Origin of the sequence: Ectopseudomonas toyotomiensis (genome assembly GCF_017167985.1) — a bacterium.
Classification (GTDB): domain Bacteria; phylum Pseudomonadota; class Gammaproteobacteria; order Pseudomonadales; family Pseudomonadaceae; genus Aquipseudomonas; species Aquipseudomonas toyotomiensis.
On the sequence record NZ_CP070505.1, the window covers coordinates 3,747,514 to 3,768,244 of the forward strand.

Here is a 20,731-nt window from a genome sequence, read left to right on the forward strand (position 1 = left end):
GCGGCCAATGTCGAAATGCGCTCGCTGCGTTCGACTATCCAGTACCCACCCGCCAAGGAACTGGAGTGCGTCATGAAATACCTCTGCCTCGTCTACGCCAACGAACAGGAGCTGCACAGCTCCCCCGACAGCCCGCATGACAGCGAGTGCTTCGCTTACGCCAATGCAGTACAGGAGAGCGGGCGCATGCTCGCCGCCGAGGCGCTGCAATCGGTGCAGACCGCCACCACCGTGCGCATGCGCGGCGGCAAGCTGGCGATCACCGACGGCCCCTTCGCCGAAACCAAGGAGCAACTGGCCGGCTTCTATCTGGTGGAGGCGCGCGACCTCAATGAGGCCATCCAGCTCGCCGGGCACATCCCCGCCGCCCGTGTCGGCTGCGTGGAAGTGCGCCCGGTGCGCGAGCTGGATATCCAGCCGGTGCAACTGCAGGCCGCTCAGCACTGAGCCGGCAGGCTCGATCAACCGGGAGAACCGCTATGGATCGCCACTATGTCCCCGAGGTCGCCACGCGTGAGCAATGGCTGGCCGCTCGCAAGGCGCTGCTCGAGCAGGAAAAGGCGCTGACCCGCCAACGTGACGCGCTCAACCGCGCCCGCCGTGCCCTGCCCATGGTGCCGGTGGAAGAGGATTACCGCTTCGACGGCCCGCAGGGCGAGGTCGGTCTGGAGGCGCTGTTCCACGGGCGCAGCCAGCTGATCGTCTACCACTTCATGTACCACATGGATCGCGGCGAGGGCTGCGACGGCTGTTCCTGCCTGGTGGACAACATTGGCCACCAGGCCCACCTGCATGCCCGCGACACCAACCTGGTGCTGGTTTCGCGCGCGCCCTTGGCAGATCTCGAGGCGTTCAAACGGCGCATGGGCTGGACCCTGCCCTGGTATAGCTCCTACGGCAGTCGCTTCAATTACGACTACCACGCCACCACCGACGAGCAGGTCGCGCCGGTCGAATACAACTACCGCGACAAGGACGAGCTCGAGCGCTTGGGCCTGACCTATCACATCCAGGGCGAGCAGCCCGGTGTCAGCGTGTTCCTGCGCGACGGCGGGCAGATCTACCACACCTATTCCACCTATGGCCGAGGCGTGGAGATGCTGATGAGCAGTTTCCATTTCCTCGACTTCACGCCTTTTGGCCGCGGCGAGGGTTGGGACGGCATGCCCGATCTGGACGGCAAGGGGCTCAACTGGACGCGCCTGCACGACGAGTACGAACAGACCGCGCCCACCCACGACTGCTGCGGCCACAAGGCCTGAACCTCAGCGAAGGAGAAACGACATGAGTCAGCACGAACTGCAAGATGCCCTGAACGACTGGACCGAAGCCTGCCGCAGCAAGGACGTGGCGCGCATCATGAGTCACTACGTCGAGGACGTGGTGTCCTACGATGCCATCGGCCCGTTGCGTTTTCAGGGGCGCCCGGCGTACCAGGCGCATTGGCAGGCCTGTATGGAGATGTGCAGTGGCCCGGGGATGTTCGAACCGCACGAGCCGACCTTCACTGCCAGCGGCGATCTGGGCGTGACCCATTACCTGCTGCATTGCGGCGGCAGCAATGAAAAGGGCGAGCTGGAGACCTGCTGGATGCGCGTGACCCAGTGCCTGCGCCGCCAGGGCGGCCGCTGGCTGATCTTCCACGAGCATTTCTCTGCGCCGAGCGACATGGAAAGCGGCAAGGCGCTGTTCGATCTGCAGCCCTAGCAGGCTGTTGAAAAACTACCTGCGTTGCCATTGCTGCGTTGAAAACAGGCTCAAAATGCTCATTTACAACACGTAAAGTCGAGCGCGACCCCGGCCGTTTTTCGCCTGTTTTTGTGGGGCCGCCATCGGTATTGCACTGGCTTGCCTCGCCTACGTTTTTCAACGGCCTGCTAGCGAGCGGGGACTGCGCGATGGTCTGGTGCGTACCAGACCATCCTTAGCGCGCGACCAGTTCCAGCATGCGTTGCGCCTGCTGGCGTACGGCCTCACGCAACTCGACCGGCTGTTCGATGGTGAAGTCGAAGGACAGGCGTAGCAGCAGGCGAGCGAACCAGGTCGGGCTGTCGGTGCTGGTGGTCAGGCGCACGCTATTGCCTTCGGGCATCAGCAGACCGGCGTTGTGCCCGAGTTCGGCGATGGCACCGGCGAGGTCGGTGTGCAGCTGGATACTCACCGGGTAGGCTCGTGGCAGGGTGGCGATGCTGGTATTGAGGTGGGCGGCGGCATCGAAGGCTTCCGGCCGCTCGAAGTGGCTCTCCAGGGCGCGTACTTCGCGCAGCCGATCCAGACGGAAGGAACGCACCGCCTGGCGTAGGTGGCAGTAGCCGCTCATGTACCAGAAGCCCTGGCGGAACACCAAACCGTAGGGATCGACCTCGCGCTCGCTGCATTGGCCCTGATCGCTGCAATAGCTCACCCGCACCTGACGGCGCGCCTCGGCGGCGGCGGCGAGTTCGGCTAGCAGTTGCTGGTCGCCATTGGCGCGGCTGCGCGGCAGATCCAGAATGGCGCTCTGGCTCAGGGCGCGCACCCGCTGCTGCAGCCCCTTGGGCATTACCCGCTCCAGCTTGGCGCGGGCATTGGCCACCGCCACGGCGGTTTCTGCCAGGCCCAGATTGGCCGTCGCCAGCAGGCCCAGCGCCACCGCCTGAGCTTCCTCAGCCGTGAACATCAAAGGCGGCAGCTTGAAACCGGCCACCAGGCGGTAACCACCGTGCCGGCCGCGCTCGCTGGTCACCGGAATTCCCAGGTCCTCCAGGTGGCGGATGTAACGGCGCAGGGTGCGGCCGTCCACCTCAAGGCGCTCGGCCAGTTCGCGGCCGCTGAGCTGGCCATGACTTTGCAGCAGCTCCAACAGGGCGAGCACGCGGGTGGTGGGGCTGTTCATGGGGGATCGCAGGCTCCGTAGGGGGCGCTGTGCGCACCGATCAAGCCCCTGGCTGTCTTGCTGCGCGCGCACTCAACAAAAACAGCGGTAGGCGATTTTATTAGGGCTGAATATAGCCTAATTTGCTCTTAGTCTGGAGGCAGGTCGACGCTTTAGGCGTGTCGGCCATCAGCAGACAAGGAGCACCCCTTATGCAACCGATACTGTTCTACGGCGTTCCGCAAGGCTGTTCGTTCGGCTCGATCGTAGCCCTTGAGTGGCTCGGCCAACCTTATCGCCTGTGCCGGGTCGAGATGCTCGAGCAACCCTGGGACCCGCTTTTCGAGCGGATCAACCCGCTCTATCAGACGCCCACGCTGCTGCTGGAGAATGGCGAGTTCCTGAGCGAGAGCCTGGCCATTCTCCTGAACCTGGCGGCGCGGTCGGTGGAGACGCCGCTGGGCCCACGCCAGGGCAGCGACGAATTCGATGCACTCAACCAGATGCTGTCCTACCTGGTGAGCGACTTTTTCTCCGCCTTCAACCCGCTGTGGCTGGCTTATGAAAAGGCTGAGCTGGACGAGCCGCAGCGCGAGCTGTTGCGCAGCCTCGGCGCAGAACAGGTGAAGGCGGGCTGTCGTTATCTCGATCGGTTGCTCAGCGAGCGTGACTGGCTGCTGGGTCAGCGACGCAGTCTGGCGGATGCCTACCTGAGCGGTGTCGGCCGCTGGGTCGACTACCACCAGTTGTTCGATCTGCGACACGACTACCCGTATCTGGCCCGCCACCTGGCTCGACTCGCCAACGATCCGGCGGCGCGTTTCGCTCATGCGATCGAGCAGGGCATGACGGTTGAGGGCGCTGGCGGCTTCCTCGGCCATGTGGGCTTCCAACAACTGCGCGAAGGGCTGTGCGCAGCCTGAAAACCTATGGTGAGGTTTCGATGATCGACCATCTTTGTATCACCGTGGCCAACTTTCGCCGCAGTCGCGCCTGGTATCAGGCGGCCCTGGCGCCTTTGGGCTACGAACTGAAATACGACGGCGAGCATGGTGCTGGGTTGGCCGCCGGCTTCGGTCCGCAGGCCGAGGAGCAGGCCGTGCTTTACCTGCTCAGTGCCGCCCCCGGACGTGGTCAGTGTGAGCCGCTGACGCATTTTTGCCTGCGTGCCGACAGCCAGGCGACAGTGCAAGCCTTCCATGCCGCGGCGTTGCAGGCCGGTGGCGAAGACAATGGCCGGCCCGGCCTGCGCGAAGAATATGGTTACTACGCCGCCTTCGTGCTTGACCCCGATGGCTACAACGTCGAGGTGGCCTGTTACGTCTGAACCTTCGTCACTGCTGGCCCAGCGCCGCGCAGGAAGGCTCGTAGCGCTGCTGGCAGGCGCTCTGGTACAGGCGCTGGGCCTGGTCAGGGTCACGTGGTACGCCGCCTTCACCGCGACGGTAGAGGTTGCCCAATACATGCTGCGCCATCGGGTTGCCCGCAGCGGCTGACTGGTTGAGGTACTTGAGCATGTCGCGCTGGTTGGCGAACTCAGGGGCGTCGCGGCCAGTATAGAGGTAGGCCAGGCTGACCGCGGCCATGGCGTGGCCCTTGTCGGCGGCCTGCTTCCACCAGTATTCGGCCTGCTTGAGGTTCTTTTCCGGCTGGCCGACGAAGTAGCTGCTGCCGAGCTGGAACTGGCTTTCCAGATCACCACGCTGGGCCTGCTGGCGCAGTTGGTCCTGTTCGGTCTGGGTGATGGGCTGTTCCACCTGCGGCTGTTTTTCCGGCGCGCTGGAGTCAGGTTCACGCCCGGCGCAGCCCGCCAGCAACGCAAGGGCGAGCAGGGCAGTGGTAGCGTGACGCAGGTTGATAGGGCTGGGCATGGCAGAAACTCCGTAGGCGGGAAACAGGGCAAGTCGCTATTAGGCTGACCCTGGACACCATAGTTCGCCGTCGTTGATCAGTCTGTCGCGGTGCGACTTCACACTCGCGTCATGAACTGCAATCCTGAGCGCTGATTTCGCTTACGAGGCAGTCATGAAGATCAGTGCGGATTTCGACAGTGGCAACATTCAGGTCGTCGACGCCTGCGACCCGCAGCGCGTAATGCTGGCCATGCGGCCGGACCTCAACAGCCACCATTTCCAGTGGTTTCACTTTCAGGTCGATGGTCTGCAACCTGGCCAGGGTCATGGCTTCTGCCTGACCAATGCCGGGCAGTCGGCCTACAACCGCGCCTGGGACGGTTACCAGGCCGTGGCCAGCTACGATCAGCAGGACTGGTTTCGCGTGCCCACCCGTTATGAGGACGGGCAACTGCACTTCGAGTTGCAGGCCGAGCACGAGCGCGTCTGGTTCGCTTATTTCGAGCCTTACCCGCGAGCGCGGCATGAACGCCTGATCGCCAACGCGCTGGAGCGCGGCGCTGAACTGGTGGCCAGCGGTAGAAGCCTGGAAGGCCGTGATATCCAGCTACTGCGCATTGGCGGGCAGGCTGCCGCACCACGCAAACTGTGGATCATCGCCCAGCAGCATCCGGGGGAGCACATGGCCGAGTGGTTCATGGAAGGGCTGATCGAGCGTTTGCAGAATCCGCATGACGCCGAGGTCCAGGCGCTGCTGAGCCAGGCAGAGTTCTATCTGGTGCCGAACATGAACCCGGACGGTGCCTATCGCGGTCATCTGCGCACCAACCATGCCGGGCAGGACCTCAATCGCGCCTGGCAGTCAGCCAGCTCCGAGCGCAGCCCCGAGGTGTTGTTCGTGCTGCAGCACATGCAGCGTATTGGCGTTGACCTGTTCCTCGATATCCACGGCGACGAAGAGATACCTCACGTGTTCACCGCCGGTTGTGAGGGCAATCCGGGCTACACCCCACGGTTGGCTGCGCTGGAAGAAGACTTCCGCAATCGTCTGGTAGGTATCGGCGCCGAGTTTCAGACCCGTTTCGGTTATCCGCGTGACGAGCCGGGTCAAGCCAACCTGACCCTGGCCTGCAACGCCGTCGGCCAGGCCTTCGATTGCCTGTCGTTCACCATCGAGATGCCGTTCAAGGACCACGACGACAACCCGCAGCCGCGCACCGGCTGGAATGGCGCACGCTCGCAGCAGCTGGGGCATGATGTGTTGACCGTGCTGGCGCAGATGGTCGGGCGCTTGCGCTGAAACTGGGCGTGCCGGCTGATGGCGTGTAAGCCGGTGCGTACGGCGCACCCTACGGGTTAACGTTGCGCAGGGAGCGTCAAAGTTGGCAGGCAAAAAAAGCCCGTCACGAGGACGGGCATAAAGTGCCGTTAACACACAGGAGTCAATAGGACGCAGTGATGCGTCCGGTATTACAGAATCGACAGCGGGTAGTTGATGATCAGACGGTTCTCGTGCAGATCCTGGCCAACGTCACGGCGGACGTCGGAGTTACGCCAGCGAACGTTCAGGTTCTTCAGGGTGCCTTCCTGAATGGTGTAGGCCAGTTCGGTTTCACGACTCCATTCTTCGGCATCGGTACGGCCGCCGGCATGGATATTGGAGCCGCTGGTGTAGCGGTTCATCAGGGTCAGGCCCGGGATGCCGAGGCCGGCGAAGTTGTAGTCATGACGCAGCTGCCAGGAACGTTCCTCGGGGCTGTCGAAAGCAGACAGGAAACCGTCGTTGACCAGGGTGCCGCCACTGGCGCCGTCGATACGCAGGAATTTGGTATCACCGCTCAGTCGCTGGTAGGTGACCTGGAAGGTGTTGTTGCCCCTCTTGGCCGACAGCGCACCCTGATAGACCTTGTTGTCCAGGTCGCCGGCCTTGGCCGCGCCTTCGTCCTTGCCGTTGAAGTAGCCGAGGTTGGCGCCCAGTACCCAGTCACCGACAGGCTGGCTGTGGGTCAACTGCAGGAAGCTCTGCTGATAGACGTCTTCCAGGCGTGCGTGCCAGACGCCGACCATGGTGTTGTTGCCGTTGAAACGGAACTCACCGCCACCGAAGTTGAAGTCATCACCTTCCACGCCATTGAACGACATGTCTTCGCGGCTGGCGTCGTTGCGCTGGCTGTTCTTCCAGAACTGGCCGCCGTACAGGGTCAGGCCATCGATCTCGCTGGAGGTCAGTTGGGCACCCTGGAAGGTTTGCGGCAGCGAACGACCATCGTCAGCACGCAGGATCGGCAGCACGGCGAACCATTCGCCGACCTTCAGCTCGGTCTTGGAAATCTTGGCCTTGGCAGCTACGGCGGTGCGGCCGAACTGGTCGGCGGCCTGGCCGTCGTCGTGGATCGGCATCAACTGGGTGTTGGCCGCACCACGGTTGCCGTCCAGCTTGATGCTGTAGAGGCCGAGTACATCAAGACCGAAACCGATGGTGCCCTGCGTGTAGCCGGAGCGGGCATCGAGGATGAAGTTCTGCGTCCATCCTTCGGCCTGGCCCTGGCGCTCACCGCGGATCACGGGGTCGGTGCCGTTCAGGTAGTTACGGTTGAAGTAGTAGTTGCGCAGGCCGAGGGTGACCTTGGCGTCTTCGACGAAGCCGGCAGCGTGCGTGGTGGTCGGCATAACCAGGGCCAGAGCCGTGCTGCCGAGCAGGGCCAATGGAATGATGTTGCGTGCGGTCATTGTTGTTGTGCTCCCAGTTTTTGAACGAACCATCCCCTGCTGGTCTGCATCAGGACCTGCATGATGGGAATGTTGTGTTTGCCCCCGTAGAGGGCGATAGCCCGGCCGAACGCGGCCGGTCATTGCTGGTGGCTGACGTCAGCCTCCGGCGAATCCGGTTCTATGGCGTGTGGCGGCGATGGATGCCGAGCAGGCGAAGGGCTGCTGCGCTGAGGGAGAGGCAAGGATAGTCATGTCATGGCCCTGATTCTTGTTGTTATCGTTGTCATATGTCGTCATACAACTTGCTGGATTATCGACAGCCTTTTTATCGCTTGTCAACGCATTGCTAGACGAAAGTCTGAGTAGGTTTTCCACATGTAGCGGCGCTATTGGCGATGTCGCGGGCTTGCGGCGTGGTTCTGCGCAGAGCTGGTAAACCAGCTGGTATCGAATTCGTTGTGTGATAACGTATGACAAATTCACTTACATCAAGGGTTTGCCCATGCCGCATTGCCTGATCGAAGCCGCCCGCGAGGTGAGTGAGCTGATCGCGCCGCAGGAGCTGGTGCAGCTGGTGCACGACCAGGCGGCTGACACGGGACTGTTCCAGCCCGGCGAGGTCAAGGTGCGCCTGGGCCTGTACGAGCACCACTGCGTGGGTGGCGAGCCGGGGTTGTTCGTGCACCTGATCTTCTACGTGCTGGCCGGGCGCAGCGATGACGACAAGCGGGTGCTGTCGCGGCGTGTTGTGCGTGCACTGGTCGAGCGTTTGCCGCAGGTGCCGGCGATCTCTCTGGACGTGCGCGACATCCGCCGCGAGGTGTTCAGCAACAGGCGCAACTGCCTGGACGATTAATCCGTTTCGAGCAATCGCGCGCCAGCGCCCTGTGCGCCGAGTTCGTCGCTGGGGTTGCGCAGTGGGCAGTCCTGCATCGACAGGCAACCGCAACCGATACAGCCGGTGAGCTGGTCGCGTAGCCGCGTCAGTTGCTCGATACGCGCATTCAGGTCGCGCTGCCACTGCGCCGAGAGCTGTTGCCAGTCGGCAGCCGTGGGCATGTGGTCGCAGGGCAGGGTGGCGAGTGCCGCGCCGATATCTGCCAGCGGAATGCCCAGGCGCTGCGCCACCTTGATGATCGCCACGCGGCGCAGTACATCGCGCCGGTAGCGTCGCTGGTTGCCGGCATTGCGCTGGCTGTGGATCAGCCCCTTGGCTTCGTAGAAATGCAGGGTGGAAACTGCCACGCCGCTACGTTCAGCCATCTGGCCGACGCTCAGTGGGCGTTCGTGAATGGACATGGAAAATCCCTCTTGACCTTAAGTTAAGTTGAGGTTTTACCCTCGCTGGCCTTGATAGACAACACCGAGGGCAATTCCATGCAGGACCGCATCCGATTGGTACTGATTTACGGCAGCGTGCGAGAAGAGCGCTTCTGCGACCAGGTGGTGGCCTGGGCGCGTGAGCAGATCGAGCAGCGCAGCGAATTCGAGCTGAGCCTGGTCGATCCGGCCGTGATGTTTCGCCAGCCCGGCGAGGCACTGGAGTTAGCCGAGCGTCGGCATCAATCGCTGCAGCAGTTGCTGCGCGCCGATGCCTTTCTGATCGTTACACCGGAGTACAACCACGGCTATCCGGCGGCGCTCAAGCAGTTCATCGACGAGGTACCGGCATCCTGGGAAGCGCGGCCGGTGGGGTTCGTCAGTTATGGCGGGGTGTCCGGCGGGCTGCGCGCGGTGGAGCAACTGCGCCAGGTGCTGGCGGAGCTGCATGCGATGACGGTGCGCGGCTCGGTGAGCTTCACCAATGCCTGGGAACAGTTCGATGAGCAGGGCCGTCTGAGCGAGCCGCGGCGCGCCAACTCGGCGCTGGCGCATACGCTGGTGCAGTTGAACTGGTGGGCACAGACGCTGCGCGCCGGGCGCGAGCGGGTGCCCTATGAGCGGATCAGGGGGTAGAAACGACGTAGCCCGGATGCAATCCGGGAGCTTTTCAGGGCATCCGCGGATTGCATCCGGGCTACGGAGCAGAGCGCGCGCAATGAATGTAGGAGCCTCGCCCCGAGGCGAAGCTTTTGCGTCTTTCGACGCATTCACCGCGAGGCGCGGCTCCTACAGCGCAGGGCTGCCTTGCGGATCAGCCGCGGTAGTAGCGCTGCGGCACGAACGGGGTCTTGGCCACTTTCATCGCCACGCGCTTGCCACGCACCACCGCCCAGACGTCGCTGTCGATGGCGACGTGGCTGGCATTGACGTAACCCATGGCCACCGGCGCGCCGAGGGTCGGGCCGAAGCCGCCGCTGCACACCTGGCCGATCACCTGGCCGTCTGCATCGACGATTTCCGCGCCTTCACGCACCGGTACACGCTCTTGCGGTAGCAGGCCGACGCGCTTGCGCGCCACGCCTTTTTGCTGCTGCTCCAACACGCGTTCGGCGCCCGGGAAGTTGCCGGCGCGCTCGCCATCGGCACGACGCACCTTGGAGATGGCCCACAGCAGGCTGGCTTCGATTGGCGTGGTGGCGCTGCTCATGTCGTGACCGTACAGGCACAGGCCGGCTTCCAGGCGCAGCGAGTCGCGCGCACCCAGGCCGATCGCCTCGACTTCCACTTCGGCCAGCAGGCTGCGCGCCAGGGCTTCGGCCTGGTCGACGGCGACGGAAATCTCGAAACCGTCTTCGCCGGTGTAACCGCTGCGGCTGACGATGCACTCGCTGCCCAGCAGGCGCACGCGGGCGACCTGCATGAAAGTCATCTTGCTCACCTCCGGTGCCAGGCGCGCCAGTACCTCGACCGCCTTCGGGCCTTGCAGGGCGAGCAGGGCGCGCTCCTCGAACAGGCACTCGATCTGGCACTGCTCGCCGATGTGCTTCGTGAGGTGGGCCAGGTCCTGATCCTTGCAGGCGGCGTTGACCACCAGGTACAGGGTGTCGTCACCCAGGTTGGCGACCATCAGGTCGTCGAGGATGCCGCCCTGGGCATCGGTGAACATGGCGTAGCGCTGCATGCCCACCGGCAGGTCGATGATGTCCACCGGTACCAGGGTTTCCAGGGCGCGCGCGGCGTGCTCGCCACGCAGCAGGATCTGGCCCATGTGCGAAACGTCGAACAGGCCGGCGGCGTCGCGGGTGTGCAGGTGTTCTTTCATCACGCCCAACGGGTACTGCACGGGCATGTCGTAGCCGGCGAAGGGCACCATGCGCGCGCCGAGTTCGAGGTGCAGAGCGTGCAGCGGAGTCTTGGCGAGAGTTTCAGGGGTCATGTCGATTTCCTGTTGGGTGCGCCGCGCGCACCGGTTGGGGCCGCCGCGCGGCCCGTGGTCAGTCGGGTATCAGTCAGCGTAGACCGGGAAGGTGGCGCAGAGGTCGGCGACCTGGCCGCGCACGCGCTCGATCACGGCCGGGTTTTCCAGGTCGTCGAGGATGTCGCAGATCCAGCCGGCCAGGGTCCGGCATTCGCCTTCCTTGAAGCCGCGAGTGGTCACCGCCGGCGTGCCGATACGGATGCCTGAGGTCACGAACGGCGACTGCGGGTCGTTCGGCACGGCGTTCTTGTTCACCGTGATGTGGGCATCGCCAAGGGCTGCGTCAGCCGCCTTGCCGGTCAGGCCCTGCTTGACCAGGCTGATCAGCATCAGGTGGTTGTCGGTGCCGCCGGAGACCACGTCATAGCCGCGCTCGACGAACACTGCCGCCATGGCGCGGGCATTGTCGATCACCTGCTGCTGGTAGGTCTTGAAGCCCGGCTCCAGTGCTTCCTTGAAGCACACCGCCTTGGCCGCGATCACATGCATCAGCGGGCCACCCTGGGCGCCGGGGAAAACGGCGGAGTTGAGCTTCTTCTCGATCTCTTCGTTGGCCTTGACCAGGATCAGGCCGCCACGCGGGCCGCGCAGGGTCTTGTGCGTGGTGGTGGTGACCACATCGGCGAACGGCACCGGGTTGGGGTACAGACCGGCCGCGACCAGGCCGGCGACATGGGCCATGTCGACGAACAGCAGGGCACCGACCTTGTCGGCGATGGCGCGGAAACGTGGGAAGTCCAGCACGCGCGAGTAAGCCGAGAAACCGGCGACGATCATCTTCGGCTTGTGCTCGACTGCCAGGCGCTCGACTTCGTCGTAATCGATCAGGCCGTTCTCGTCGATGCCGTACTGCACGGCGTTGTACAGCTTGCCCGATGACGACACCTTGGCGCCGTGGGTCAGGTGGCCGCCATGCGCCAGGCTCATGCCGAGGATGGTGTCGCCCGCGCTCAGCAGTGCCAGGTACACGGCGCTGTTGGCCGAGGAACCGGAGTGCGGCTGGACGTTGGCGTAGTCGGCGCCGAACAGGGCCTTGGCGCGCTCGATGGCCAGCGCCTCGACCTTGTCCACATGCTCGCAGCCACCGTAGTAGCGCTTGCCCGGATAGCCTTCGGCGTACTTGTTGGTCAAGCCACTGCCTTGCGCCTGCATCACGCGCTGGCTGCAGTAGTTTTCCGAGGCGATCAGCTCGATATGGTCTTCCTGGCGCTGTTCTTCGGCCTGGATTGCCGCGAGCAGGGCATCGTCATAGCCCTGCAGTTGGTCGTGCTTGCTGAACATGGTGAGGCCCTCTTTATCGTTTTTTTCGGGATGCAGTCGGCCCGCCCCGGTGAGGGGAGCCGAAAGGAACTGGATGAAGCGAAGAACGGTTCCCTCCACCCTCGGGGAGAGGGCTAGGGAGAGGGGGCGTGAACCGTCTTGCCCTCTCCCCCGGCCCCCGCTCCGCGCCCCAGCCCTTCGCAGAGCTCAGCGCGCTCAAGCGGGCGAAGCGGTGCTTCGCTTTTTCCGCTTTCGCCCCGCAAGCGGGAGAGGGGAGGTTCATCGCGCTTACGCGTCCTGATACGCCTCGATGGACGGGCAGGCGCAGACCAGGTTGCGGTCGCCGTAGACGTTGTCCACGCGGCCTACCGGCGGCCAGTACTTGGCCTCGATCAGGCTCGCCAGCGGGTAGACGGCCTGCTCGCGGCTGTAAGCGTGGTGCCACTCGCCGACCAGTTCCAGGGCAGTGTGCGGGGCGTTCTTCAGCGGGTTGTCGTCCTTGTCCAGACGGCCTTGCTCGACTGCGCGGATTTCCTCGCGGATGGCGATCATGGCGTCGCAGAAGCGATCCAGTTCTTCCTTGGACTCGCTCTCGGTCGGCTCGATCATCAGGGTGCCGGCCACCGGGAAAGACATGGTCGGGGCGTGGAAGCCGAAGTCGATCAGGCGCTTGGCCACGTCGTCGACGCTGATGCCGCTGCTGTCTTTCAGCGGACGGATGTCGAGGATGCACTCGTGCGCCACCAGGCCGCCTTCGCCGGAGTACAGCACCGGGTAGTGCTCTTCCAGACGACGGGCGATGTAGTTGGCGTTGAGGATGGCCATCTGCGACGCACGCTTGAGGCCGTTGCCGCCCATCATGGTGATGTACATCCAGGTGATCGGCAGGATGCTGGCGCTGCCGAACGGCGCGGCGCTGACTGCACCGATCTTGCGTTCCATGTGGCCATGGCCCGGCAGGAACGGCGACAGGTGCGACTTGACGCCAATAGGGCCGACGCCCGGGCCGCCACCGCCGTGCGGGATGCAGAAGGTCTTGTGCAGGTTCAGGTGCGACACGTCGCCGCCGAACTGGCCCGGCGCGCAGAGGCCGACCATGGCGTTCATGTTGGCGCCGTCGATGTACACCTGGCCGCCGTTGTCGTGGATGATCTGGCAGATCTCGCGAATGCCTTCCTCGAACACACCGTGGGTGGACGGGTAGGTGATCATGATCGCGGCCAGGCGATCCTTGTGCTCTTCGGCCTTGGCCTTGAGATCGGCGATGTCGACGTTGCCGCGCGCATCACAGGCGGTCACCACCACGCGCATGCCGGCCATGGAGGCGGTCGCCGGGTTGGTGCCGTGGGCCGATTGCGGGATCAGGCAGATGTCGCGCTGATCGTCGCCGCGGCTCAGGTGATAGGCGCGAATGGCCAGCAGACCGGCGTACTCGCCCTGAGAACCGGCGTTGGGCTGCAGCGACACGGCGTCGTAGCCGGTGGCGGCGCAGAGCATGGCTTCCAGCTCAGTGGTCAGCTGGGTGTAACCCGCAGCCTGCTCGACCGGAGCGAACGGGTGCAGGTTGCCGAATTCCGGCCAGGTGACCGGGATCATCTCGCTGGCGGCGTTGAGCTTCATGGTGCAGGAGCCCAGCGGGATCATGCTGCGATCCAGGGCCAGGTCCTTGTCGGCCAGCTTGCGCAGGTAGCGCATCAGCTCGGTTTCGCTGTGGTAGCGGTTGAACACTTCGTGCTGCAGGATCGCCGATTGGCGCAGCAGGCCTTGCGGCAGGCGGCTGGCGATCTGCGCGGCCAGATCATTGACGGCCGGTGCAGCCTGGTCAGTGGCGAAGAGGTTCAGCAGCGCCTCGACGGCGGCCTGGTCGGTGGTTTCGTCCAGCGACAGACCCAGACGCTCGGCGTCGATCTCGCGCAGGTTGATGCCGGCAGCACGGGCCTTGGCATGCAGCTCGGCGGTCTTGGCGCCGGTCTTGATGCTCAGGGTGTCGAAGAAGTGCTGCTGCTCGACGCTGTGGCCCAGCTTGGTCAGGCCCAGGGCGAGGATGGCGGTGAAGCTGTGGATGCGCTGCGCGATCTCGGTCAGGCCTTTCGGGCCGTGGTACACGGCGTACATGCTGGCGATGTTGGCCAGCAGCACCTGAGCGGTACAGATGTTACTGGTGGCCTTCTCGCGGCGGATGTGCTGCTCGCGGGTTTGCATGGCCAGGCGCAGGGCCGGCTTGCCGAAACGGTCGACCGACATGCCGACCAGGCGGCCCGGCATGTCGCGCTTGAACGCGTCGCGGGTGGCGAAGTAGGCGGCGTGCGGGCCACCGAAGCCCAGCGGCACACCGAAACGCTGGGCGCTGCCCAGGGCGACGTCGGCGCCGAACTCGCCCGGCGGGGTGAGCAGGGTCAGGGCCAGCAGGTCGGCGGCGACTGCCACCAGGGCATTGGCGGCGTGGAAACGCTCGACCAGGGCGCGGTAGTCGAAGATGTCGCCGTTGCTGGCCGGGTACTGCAGCAGGGCGCCGAAGTAGGCGCTGGCGTCAGTGATGGCGGCTTCGTCGCCGACTTCGATGTCGATGCCCAGCGGCTCGGCACGGGTGCGCAGCACGTCGAGGGTCTGCGGGTGGCAGTGCTGGGAAACGAAGAAGGTGTTGGCGGCCTTGTTCTTCGACAGACGCTTGCAGAAGGTCATGGCCTCGGCGGCAGCGGTGGCTTCGTCGAGCAGGGATGCGTTGGCGATCTGCATGCCGGTGAGGTCGCTGATCAGGGTCTGGAAGTTCAGCAGCGCTTCCAGGCGGCCCTGGGAAATCTCCGGCTGGTACGGGGTGTAGGCGGTGTACCAGGCCGGGTTTTCCAGCAGGTTGCGCAGGATCGGGCTCGGCGTATGGGTGCCGTAGTAACCCTGGCCGATGTAGTTCTTGAACTGCTGGTTCTTGGCGGCGATGGCCTTGATCTTGGCCAGGGCGTCGGCTTCCGACAGGCCCGGCTGCTCGCCGAGGATGCTGGTGCCCTTGATGCTCTCGGGGATCACGGCACCGGTCAGCGCATCGACCGAATCGTAGCCGAGCAGTTCGAGCATGGCGGCGGTGTCGGCATCGCGCGGGCCGATGTGGCGTGCGATGAATTCGTTCTGGGTATCGAGCTTGGTCATGGCGGTCACTCAGGCGTCGGCGTTGGCGTTCAACAGACGATCATAGCCGGCCTTGTCCAGCAGGTCGGCCAGCACGGCGTTGTCGGCCAGACGCATGCGGAAGAACCAGGCCTTGTCCAGCGGCGACTCGTTGACCAGTTCCGGGCTGCCTTCCAGGTCGGCGTTGATTTCGACGATCTCGCCATCGAGCGGCATGACGATGTTGCTGGCGGCCTTCACCGACTCCAGCACGGCCACTTCCTCGCCCTGGGCGTAGGACTTGGCTTCCGGCAGTTGCACATACACCACGTCGCCGAGCGCGTCCTGAGCGTAATGGGTGATGCCGACGGTAACCAGGCCATCGTTGTCCAGACGCAGCCATTCGTGATCGGCGGTGAAACGCAACTCGCTCATGTCAATTCCTCAGGGGGTAATGGTGCCCGCTTCTAGGTGGCGGGCAGGTTGTGGGAGCGTTTGCAATGCCGGTGCCAAAGTATAAATTTTCAATAAAATCAAATACTTAATTATATTATCAGGGGTTGTATACAGTCATCTGGAACGATATCGCTACGAATCCGGGCGTCGTAAATGGAAAAGTCGAAGTCGCACCAGACAGGGCGTGGCTTTCACTCATTTGTTGCTTAATCGTTACGGTGTAATGATATCGATACGTTATCTAACTGGAACCGCTCAAGGCCATTGAGGGTCGGTAACTGGGAGGCTTCATAAACAAGGAGATAGATCGACCATGAGATCCCTGATTCCCCTGGCATTCGCGTTGCTCGGCGCCACCAGCCTGCAGGCCAGCGAGACAGTCACCGTGACCCTCGAACAGGCCACCGAAAACGGCACAGGCGCGCCTGTCGGCAGCGTGACCATCAGCCAGTCGCCCTATGGGTTGGTCTTCACCCCCGATCTACAAGGCCTGGAACCGGGCGTGCATGGCTTCCACGTGCACACCGAGGCCAACTGCAACGCTGCCGAAGTGGACGGCAAGCTGACACCAGCTGGCGCGGCAGGCGGCCACTGGGACCCGCAGAACGCCGGCCGCCACGGTTTCCCCTGGGAAGACGATGCCCATCTCGGCGACCTGCCGGCGTTGCTCGTCACCGAGGATGGCAGCGCCAGCCAGCCGGTGCTGGCACCGCGGCTCAAGAGCCTGCAAGACCTGCATAACCGTTCGCTGATGATCCACGCCGGCGGCGACAATCACGCCGATCACCCGCAACCCCTGGGCGGCGGCGGTGCGCGTGTAGCCTGTGGGGTGATCAAGGTGCCGACCAGCACCACGCCAATCTGACTCAACGCCGAGAACTGTGGGGTGGGTTAGCGGCGCTGATCGATGAACGATCTGACAGCGCGGTGGTGGTGCGCTGCGTAACCCACCGAGCGATCTTCCGCGTTGCGCCGATGGTGGGTTATGGAGCATCTGACCCTGCGGGATTTTCGTATCTAAGACAGGCGCCTAACCCACTCTACAGTGCTGGGCGATGGCGTAGGGCGAGTGGGTCAGTGCTTGCCAGGAATCCCGTACTTGCGCAGGCGCTTGGCGATGGCGGTGTGCGAGGTGCCCAGGCGTGCGGCCAGCAGGCGGCTGGAGGGGTGGCTGTCGTAGAGCTTTTCCAGCAGCGCCTTCTCGTATTCGTCCATGGCCTGTTCCAGGCTGGCGACTTCCCCTTCCACCTTCGGCGCCACTTCGGTGCCGGCGATATCCAGGTCATCCATCTCCACCCAGTTGCTGTCGCAGATGGCGGCGGCGCGGAAGATGACGTTCTGCAACTGGCGCACGTTGCCCGGCCAGCGCCCGGCCAACAGCGCCGGGAAGGTGGCGGGCGCCAGGCGGCAGGGCAGGCGCTGGATCTGCGCGCAGGCCTGGGCCATGAAGTGCTGGGCTAACAGCAGGATGTCCTGGCCGCGCTCGCGCAGCGGCGGCACCTCCAGGTTGAGCACATTGAGTCGGTAGAACAGATCCTCACGGAAGCTGCCTTCGGCCACCATCTTTTCCAGGTCACGGTGGGTGGCGCTGAGGATGCGCACGTCCACCTTCACCTCGCGGTCGCCACCTACGCGGCGGAAGCTACCGTCGCTGAGAAAACGCAGCAGCTTGGCCTGCAGATAGGGCGACATCTCGCCGATCTCGTCGAGAAACACCGTGCCCTGGTTGGCCAGCTCCAGCAGCCCCGGTTTGCCGCCGCGCTGGGCGCCGGTAAAGGCGCCAGGGGCGTAGCCGAACAGCTCGCTCTCGGCCAGGTTCTCCGGAAGGGCGGCGCAGTTAAGTGCCAGGAACGGTGCAGTGCGGCGCACGCTGACGGTATGACAGGCGCGAGCCACCAGCTCCTTGCCGGTACCGGTTTCGCCGTGTATCAGCAGCGGCGCATCCAGCGAGGCTACACGCAGGGCACGAGCCTTGAGGGCACGGATCGGTGCCGACTCGCCAAGCAGCGAGTCGAAGCCCTCGGCATGGTCATGATGCAGTGCAGCCAAACGCTGACCCATGCGGCTCGGGGCATAGAGGGTGAGCAGGCCGCCGGTGAGGCGACCGTCCTCGGTGATCGGCTGGGCATCGAGCAGCAGCGGCTGGCCGGCGAAATGCACCTCGCGCAGCGGCTGATGGAAGCCGGCGGCGAGCAGCGATTGTTGCAGCGCGTCATCGGCGAACAGCGCAGCGATGCTCAGGCCTTCGGGGGGGCGATTGCACATATCCACCAGCGCCGGGTTGGCCAGCAGCACGGTGGCACGATCATCCACCGCTAGCACCGGGTCGGGCATGGCCGCGAGGAGGGCATCGAGCTGCAGGCGGCGGCGCTGGCCGGGCAGAATGTCCACCACTTCCACGCTCTGCACGCCGTGCACCTGCAGCAGCGCGCCACGCAGTTCCTCGAGCACCGCCGCGCTGAGGGTCGGTGCGTCGATATAAACGTTTGGCGGTACCATCTCCACCGCATCGAGGTTCAGATTACGCCCGCCAAGCAGCGCCAGGACTTCCTGGGTGATGCCGACGCGGTCGATGAAACTGACGTGGATGCGCATTGATGACGGTCGAAATGGGCGAACAGGCGGCGATTATGCCTGCTCTGCTCGATATGAGGAAAAGGGCTGCGCTGTGAGCACAGAAAAACCGAGCCGCGCCGACTACCACCGCGAGCACCAGGCCCGCGCCGAAGCCGAGGCCCAGCGCCTGCTGGCGCGCAAGGCCGAGCTGCAAGGGCGCTGGCTACCCTGGGTGGCGCAGGAGCTTTACCAGCTCAGCCCACCGGAGTTCGCCAACATGGTGCGGCGCGAGTTACAGCGCCTTTCGTAGCCCGCCACGCTGCAACGCACACCCGTAGGAGCGGCTTCAGCCGCGATGCTGTGAGCGTCCCGGATTGCATCTGAACGATGTGCCGGACAAAAGCATCAGGGCGGTTTGGGCAGCGGTAGAAGTTCTAATCGCGGCTGAAGCCGCTCCCACAAGTCTCCCGCATCTGTGGGAGGGGCTTCAGCCGCGACCCTTCGTATCCTGCGCCCTAAGCCCGCTTGCGCGCACAGCGGCTCATATCCACCTTGCCCACATAAGGATTGCCCCAGCCCATCACGCAGGCTACCTGCTGGTTGCGTTGCTGCTCCCAGACCTTGGGTGGGTACGCCTTGCTCCAGGCTTCGTAGAGCTGCCGGTCCTGTTTCGACAGGCGCAGCTTGTAACGGTCGGACATGTAGAAATAGGTGCGCGCGATCATCCCGCGAATGGCCGGGCGCGGCATCACCTTGCGCGCCTTGAAGTCCACCACCGTCTCGCAACGGCCGTATTGATGCGGCTTCTGCGGCAGCCAGGCAAAGCTGTAGTTGCTGCGGTCGCCATTAACCTCGCCAATGCTCGGGACCAGGTTGTGCAGATCGGCTTCGGCCTTGCGGAACTGCGCATCGTTGGCCGCGCAGTTCTTGCGGCCGCCTTTCTGCCAGCACTGACGTTGATGACCGATCACCCAGGCCGGGACGATATGTTCCCACTCGATGCGCTGGGCGCGATTGGCGTTCTTGCGCGGCGTGTAACCACAGGAGCGCAGATCGACCCGATTGCCGCTGTACTTGCAGCCGCAATAGAACTCGGTGGACTGCTGCTCATACAGCGGCCAGGCCAGGCGCTTGGCCTCGGCGAAAGTGGCGGGTGCGGCGTGCAGGGAAAGGGCTGTGAAACAGCAGAGCAGGGGTAGTAGGCGTCGAATCATGGGGCGGCAGAGTAGCCGTCACCGCTGTCGGTGGGAAGATAGAAATTTAAGGTTTTCAAGCACTTGCGTGATGGCTAGAAGCCTTTATTGCAGGCTGGTTGGCGCATTGGCTGCTGCTCAGGGCGTCAGCCTGCAAACAGCACTGACGCCCTCCGGCCTTTGCAATTAGCTGAACTTCGGCAAGCGCTGATCCGAGTCGCTGCCCTCATTCTCCAACTGCTGCGGCAGGCCGGCGACCTTGAGCACCGGCATCCTCTCGCCCACCAGACGCAAATCGCGACGGGGCAGGGCGAAGCGCACATCCAGCTCGCGCAGGGCATCGAGCAACTGCAGGTTGATCTCCTGCTGGATGTCCATGTACTGGTTGTAATCCGAGGTGAGCACGATATAGACCACCTCGAAGGTCAGCTGGCTTTCATCGAAGCCGAGAAAATGCGCGCGGTCGAAGCGGGCCTTGGGCGTGGCGCGGATGATATCGCCGACCTTTTCCGACACCTGACGCACCTTGGCGCTGGGCGTGTCGTAATTGATGCCGAACTTGAAGACGATGCGGCGAGTATTCATGCGCTTGTAGTTGTGGACGATCTGGCGCAGCAGATCGGCGTTGGCGCACACCACCTGCTCACCGCTGAGGCTACGAATACGCGTGGTCTTCAGACCGATATGCTCGATGGAGCCGGCGACTTCGCCGAACACCACGAAATCACCGATCTCGAATGGCTTGTCGACGCCAATCGATAGCGACGCGAATACATCGCTGAGCACCGTCTGCACCGCCAGCGCCACGGCGATACCACCGACACCCAGGCTGGCCACCAGGGCGGTGATATCCACCCCCAGGTTGGCCAGGATCGACAGTAGCATCACCGACCACACCACGATCAGGATCATGATGCTGATGATGGTGGTCATCACCGGGTTATAACTGCCACCGTTCTTGCCCATCACCAGGCTGCGCGACCAAAGGCGCACGCCGGTATCGACCCACAGCGCCACCTGCAGGGCCAGGGCGACGAACCAGGTATGGCTCAGCGCGCTGTGCCAACTGCCGGGCAACTCTGGCAGACGCAACGCCAGCAACAGGGAAAAGGCCAGCAGCAGCACGCGGCTGGTACGCCCTATCACCATGGCGACGAAGTGCTGCCAGTTGCCGTCCTGATCCTTCGACCAGGCCTTGAGCCGCTTGTGCAGGGTGTTCACCAGGGTACGCAGCACGCTGTAGATCAGCGCCGTGGCGACCACCACGATCGCCACGTTGAGCCAGAGATCGCGCTCGAGCCAGATATTCCACTGTTCCATCGCCGGGGCCTCCAGAAAAAGACGTATAGGGTTCTGGTGGCGTTGGGGGGCAGAAGTTCCGGGGAAATGGGTGAGTGGTTAGGATGACTTTAACCCGCAGGAGAAGAGGCCGTGGCAGTAAGTAAAA

Annotated in this window: 21 protein-coding genes; 10 read left to right on the forward strand and 11 right to left on the reverse strand. The window is 63.9% G+C overall.

Features of this window, described 5'->3' with window-relative positions:
* Window positions 1-72 precede the first annotated feature (72 nt).
* The 3 genes from JWV26_RS17245 to JWV26_RS17255 are packed head-to-tail and all read left to right on the forward strand — an operon-like array spanning window position 73 to window position 1,707.
* The gene (locus tag JWV26_RS17245; RefSeq protein ID WP_206417409.1) at window positions 73-447 is read left to right on the forward strand and encodes a YciI family protein; all 375 of its coding nucleotides are present in this window, start codon (window positions 73-75) and stop codon (window positions 445-447) included.
* A gap of 32 nt (window positions 448-479) precedes the next feature.
* Window positions 480-1,262, forward strand: a complete 783-nt coding sequence (locus tag JWV26_RS17250) for a DUF899 domain-containing protein (RefSeq protein ID WP_206417410.1) — start codon at window positions 480-482, stop codon at window positions 1,260-1,262.
* 22 nt (window positions 1,263-1,284) lie between these two features.
* A complete protein-coding gene (locus JWV26_RS17255; protein WP_021488383.1) occupies window positions 1,285-1,707 on the forward strand; it encodes a YybH family protein in 423 nt (140 codons plus the stop codon).
* A gap of 217 nt (window positions 1,708-1,924) precedes the next feature.
* Here the strand turns inward: JWV26_RS17255 and JWV26_RS17260 are convergent, their stop codons facing one another.
* On the reverse strand, window positions 1,925-2,875 hold the full coding sequence (locus JWV26_RS17260; protein WP_206417411.1) for a helix-turn-helix transcriptional regulator: 951 nt from the start codon (window positions 2,873-2,875) through the stop codon (window positions 1,925-1,927).
* A 191-nt stretch (window positions 2,876-3,066) separates the two neighbouring features.
* Here JWV26_RS17260 and JWV26_RS17265 point away from each other — a divergent pair, with 191 nt between their 5' ends.
* Together JWV26_RS17265 and JWV26_RS17270 are read left to right on the forward strand one after the other, a co-directional pair.
* Complete coding sequence (locus JWV26_RS17265; RefSeq protein ID WP_206417412.1) at window positions 3,067-3,777, forward strand: glutathione S-transferase family protein; 711 nt, start codon at window positions 3,067-3,069, stop codon at window positions 3,775-3,777.
* Window positions 3,778-3,797: 20 nt separating this feature from the next.
* On the forward strand, window positions 3,798-4,181 hold the full coding sequence (locus JWV26_RS17270; RefSeq protein ID WP_026088661.1) for a VOC family protein: 384 nt from the start codon (window positions 3,798-3,800) through the stop codon (window positions 4,179-4,181).
* A 7-nt stretch (window positions 4,182-4,188) separates the two neighbouring features.
* Here the strand turns inward: JWV26_RS17270 and JWV26_RS17275 are convergent, their stop codons facing one another.
* Entirely contained in the window at window positions 4,189-4,725 is a 537-nt protein-coding gene (locus tag JWV26_RS17275) for a tetratricopeptide repeat protein (protein ID WP_017677896.1), read from the reverse strand.
* Between the two features lie 154 nt (window positions 4,726-4,879).
* On the opposite strand from JWV26_RS17275, the gene JWV26_RS17280 reads away from it, so the two are divergent.
* Window positions 4,880-6,007 carry a M14 family metallopeptidase gene (locus JWV26_RS17280; RefSeq protein ID WP_206417413.1) on the forward strand — a complete coding sequence of 376 codons (1,128 nt, stop codon included), beginning with the start codon at window positions 4,880-4,882 and terminating at the stop codon, window positions 6,005-6,007.
* A 170-nt stretch (window positions 6,008-6,177) separates the two neighbouring features.
* On the opposite strand, the gene JWV26_RS17285 is transcribed toward JWV26_RS17280, so the two are convergent.
* Window positions 6,178-7,437, reverse strand: a complete 1,260-nt coding sequence (locus tag JWV26_RS17285) for an OprD family porin (protein ID WP_206417414.1) — start codon at window positions 7,435-7,437, stop codon at window positions 6,178-6,180.
* 484 nt (window positions 7,438-7,921) lie between these two features.
* Between JWV26_RS17285 and JWV26_RS17290 the strand changes: the two genes are divergently transcribed.
* Window positions 7,922-8,275, forward strand: a complete 354-nt coding sequence (locus JWV26_RS17290) for a 5-carboxymethyl-2-hydroxymuconate Delta-isomerase (protein WP_206417415.1) — start codon at window positions 7,922-7,924, stop codon at window positions 8,273-8,275.
* On the opposite strand, the gene soxR is transcribed toward JWV26_RS17290, so the two are convergent.
* On the reverse strand, window positions 8,272-8,718 hold the full coding sequence (gene soxR, locus JWV26_RS17295) for a redox-sensitive transcriptional activator SoxR (protein WP_206417416.1): 447 nt from the start codon (window positions 8,716-8,718) through the stop codon (window positions 8,272-8,274). The genes JWV26_RS17290 and soxR overlap by 4 nt on opposite strands.
* A gap of 78 nt (window positions 8,719-8,796) precedes the next feature.
* Here soxR and JWV26_RS17300 point away from each other — a divergent pair, with 78 nt between their 5' ends.
* On the forward strand, window positions 8,797-9,375 hold the full coding sequence (locus tag JWV26_RS17300) for an NADPH-dependent FMN reductase (RefSeq protein ID WP_072422720.1): 579 nt from the start codon (window positions 8,797-8,799) through the stop codon (window positions 9,373-9,375).
* A gap of 178 nt (window positions 9,376-9,553) precedes the next feature.
* Here JWV26_RS17300 and gcvT read toward each other — a convergent pair whose 3' ends face one another.
* The 4 genes from gcvT to gcvH form a co-directional block, all read right to left on the reverse strand.
* Window positions 9,554-10,678, reverse strand: a complete 1,125-nt coding sequence (gene gcvT / locus JWV26_RS17305) for a glycine cleavage system aminomethyltransferase GcvT (RefSeq protein ID WP_206417417.1) — start codon at window positions 10,676-10,678, stop codon at window positions 9,554-9,556.
* Between the two features lie 69 nt (window positions 10,679-10,747).
* Entirely contained in the window at window positions 10,748-12,001 is a 1,254-nt protein-coding gene (glyA, locus tag JWV26_RS17310) for a serine hydroxymethyltransferase (protein ID WP_206417418.1), read from the reverse strand.
* A 267-nt stretch (window positions 12,002-12,268) separates the two neighbouring features.
* Window positions 12,269-15,121 (reverse strand): aminomethyl-transferring glycine dehydrogenase, encoded by a 2,853-nt coding sequence (gene gcvP, locus JWV26_RS17315; RefSeq protein ID WP_206417419.1) that lies wholly within the window; start codon window positions 15,119-15,121, stop codon window positions 12,269-12,271.
* 9 nt (window positions 15,122-15,130) lie between these two features.
* Window positions 15,131-15,514, reverse strand: coding sequence for a glycine cleavage system protein GcvH (gene gcvH, locus JWV26_RS17320; RefSeq protein WP_017361715.1), 384 nt, complete (start codon window positions 15,512-15,514; stop codon window positions 15,131-15,133).
* Window positions 15,515-15,848: 334 nt separating this feature from the next.
* Between gcvH and sodC the strand changes: the two genes are divergently transcribed.
* The gene (gene sodC, locus JWV26_RS17325; protein ID WP_093049147.1) at window positions 15,849-16,400 is read left to right on the forward strand and encodes a superoxide dismutase family protein; all 552 of its coding nucleotides are present in this window, start codon (window positions 15,849-15,851) and stop codon (window positions 16,398-16,400) included.
* Window positions 16,401-16,609: 209 nt separating this feature from the next.
* Here sodC and JWV26_RS17330 read toward each other — a convergent pair whose 3' ends face one another.
* Window positions 16,610-18,130 (reverse strand): sigma-54-dependent transcriptional regulator, encoded by a 1,521-nt coding sequence (locus JWV26_RS17330; RefSeq protein ID WP_206417420.1) that lies wholly within the window; start codon window positions 18,128-18,130, stop codon window positions 16,610-16,612.
* Between the two features lie 73 nt (window positions 18,131-18,203).
* Here JWV26_RS17330 and JWV26_RS17335 point away from each other — a divergent pair, with 73 nt between their 5' ends.
* A complete protein-coding gene (locus JWV26_RS17335) occupies window positions 18,204-18,401 on the forward strand; it encodes a hypothetical protein (protein ID WP_072422714.1) in 198 nt (65 codons plus the stop codon).
* 205 nt (window positions 18,402-18,606) lie between these two features.
* Here JWV26_RS17335 and JWV26_RS17340 read toward each other — a convergent pair whose 3' ends face one another.
* Both JWV26_RS17340 and JWV26_RS17345 read right to left on the reverse strand, forming a co-directional pair.
* Complete coding sequence (locus tag JWV26_RS17340) at window positions 18,607-19,305, reverse strand: endonuclease (protein ID WP_059390722.1); 699 nt, start codon at window positions 19,303-19,305, stop codon at window positions 18,607-18,609.
* Window positions 19,306-19,470: 165 nt separating this feature from the next.
* Window positions 19,471-20,604, reverse strand: a complete 1,134-nt coding sequence (locus JWV26_RS17345) for a mechanosensitive ion channel family protein (RefSeq protein WP_206417421.1) — start codon at window positions 20,602-20,604, stop codon at window positions 19,471-19,473.
* Window positions 20,605-20,731 lie beyond the last annotated feature (127 nt).

Bases quoted from the DNA above. Each gene is read 5' to 3' on its own strand.
- JWV26_RS17245 (WP_206417409.1), top strand. From the start codon at position 73: ATGAAATACCTCTGCCTCGTCTACGCCAACGAACAGGAGCTGCACAGC.
- JWV26_RS17250 (WP_206417410.1), top strand. From the start codon at position 480: ATGGATCGCCACTATGTCCCCGAGGTCGCCACGCGTGAGCAATGGCTG.
- JWV26_RS17255 (WP_021488383.1), top strand. From the start codon at position 1,285: ATGAGTCAGCACGAACTGCAAGATGCCCTGAACGACTGGACCGAAGCC.
- JWV26_RS17260 (WP_206417411.1), bottom strand. From the start codon at position 2,875: ATGAACAGCCCCACCACCCGCGTGCTCGCCCTGTTGGAGCTGCTGCAA.
- JWV26_RS17265 (WP_206417412.1), top strand. From the start codon at position 3,067: ATGCAACCGATACTGTTCTACGGCGTTCCGCAAGGCTGTTCGTTCGGC.
- JWV26_RS17270 (WP_026088661.1), top strand. From the start codon at position 3,798: ATGATCGACCATCTTTGTATCACCGTGGCCAACTTTCGCCGCAGTCGC.
- JWV26_RS17275 (WP_017677896.1), bottom strand. From the start codon at position 4,725: ATGCCCAGCCCTATCAACCTGCGTCACGCTACCACTGCCCTGCTCGCC.
- JWV26_RS17280 (WP_206417413.1), top strand. From the start codon at position 4,880: ATGAAGATCAGTGCGGATTTCGACAGTGGCAACATTCAGGTCGTCGAC.
- JWV26_RS17285 (WP_206417414.1), bottom strand. From the start codon at position 7,437: ATGACCGCACGCAACATCATTCCATTGGCCCTGCTCGGCAGCACGGCT.
- JWV26_RS17290 (WP_206417415.1), top strand. From the start codon at position 7,922: ATGCCGCATTGCCTGATCGAAGCCGCCCGCGAGGTGAGTGAGCTGATC.
- soxR (WP_206417416.1), bottom strand. From the start codon at position 8,718: ATGTCCATTCACGAACGCCCACTGAGCGTCGGCCAGATGGCTGAACGT.
- JWV26_RS17300 (WP_072422720.1), top strand. From the start codon at position 8,797: ATGCAGGACCGCATCCGATTGGTACTGATTTACGGCAGCGTGCGAGAA.
- gcvT (WP_206417417.1), bottom strand. From the start codon at position 10,678: ATGACCCCTGAAACTCTCGCCAAGACTCCGCTGCACGCTCTGCACCTC.
- glyA (WP_206417418.1), bottom strand. From the start codon at position 12,001: ATGTTCAGCAAGCACGACCAACTGCAGGGCTATGACGATGCCCTGCTC.
- gcvP (WP_206417419.1), bottom strand. From the start codon at position 15,121: ATGACCAAGCTCGATACCCAGAACGAATTCATCGCACGCCACATCGGC.
- gcvH (WP_017361715.1), bottom strand. From the start codon at position 15,514: ATGAGCGAGTTGCGTTTCACCGCCGATCACGAATGGCTGCGTCTGGAC.
- sodC (WP_093049147.1), top strand. From the start codon at position 15,849: ATGAGATCCCTGATTCCCCTGGCATTCGCGTTGCTCGGCGCCACCAGC.
- JWV26_RS17330 (WP_206417420.1), bottom strand. From the start codon at position 18,130: ATGCGCATCCACGTCAGTTTCATCGACCGCGTCGGCATCACCCAGGAA.
- JWV26_RS17340 (WP_059390722.1), bottom strand. From the start codon at position 19,305: ATGATTCGACGCCTACTACCCCTGCTCTGCTGTTTCACAGCCCTTTCC.
- JWV26_RS17345 (WP_206417421.1), bottom strand. From the start codon at position 20,604: ATGGAACAGTGGAATATCTGGCTCGAGCGCGATCTCTGGCTCAACGTG.